This window comes from Ammoniphilus soli (assembly GCF_040813775.1).
This window is the reverse complement of record NZ_JBEGDL010000155.1, coordinates 1-759: the sequence shown is the minus strand read 5'-3', so window position 1 is coordinate 759 and position 759 is coordinate 1. Positions and strand designations below refer to the sequence as shown.

Here is a 759-nt window from a genome sequence, read left to right as displayed (position 1 = left end):
CATACGTATCCCCATCGATCTTTGCACTTTTGATCTCCAAATTCTTTTTTACTTGTGTGTACCGACCACGAATACTGAGGAGTTGTTGGGCTTTCTTGGATTTACGAAGCTTAACCCCAACAATGTATTCCATGTTCAGCTTCCGAATTTCTTCGAGATTGGTTTCACTCACCATTCCACGATCTCCCACGAGAATCACCTTGTCTACCTGGAACCTGGATTTTAGGTCCTGAATGACAAGGGAGAACGTTTTGGTGTCATGGAGATTCCCTGGAAACACTTGATGGGCCACCGGAATGCCTTGCTTTGTCATCAGCAATCCAATGACCACTTGTTTCCGATCTCCCCGGTGATCTTTGGAGTATCCATACTCCGCCAATTCTTCCGGTCCATCTCCTTCAAAGTAACTACTGGTGGTGTCATAGAAAACCAAATCTACCTCAAGGTTCAGAAGGTCCGTGAGCTGACCAAACAAATGCTGCTCCATCGATTCTTTTTGCTCCGTTAAAAAGTCTAGGGCTCGATAATAGTGGTGAAGTTGGAGTTCCGACAATCCTTGAGCATAGATCGTCTGCACCCACTGACGAAAGAGTCCATATTTGCTAGATGGGGCCATGAGACGATTCAACACCATAGCAAAGATGGCCTCATCGAGATGAGACACAATATTAGTATCTTCAAGGGCACGTTGAAGAAAACCCTTCAAGTTCAACTTCTCCCAAATCTTACGGAAGATAAACGCTGGGCCAAAATCTTTCG

Annotated in this window: 1 protein-coding gene; it reads right to left on the bottom strand. The window is 45.1% G+C overall.

Annotation, left to right across the window (positions count from 1 at the left end; translation table 11 throughout):
- On the bottom strand, positions 1-759 hold a 759-nt coding region (locus tag ABLT31_RS38820; protein ID WP_462976598.1), incomplete at both ends, for an IS1634 family transposase.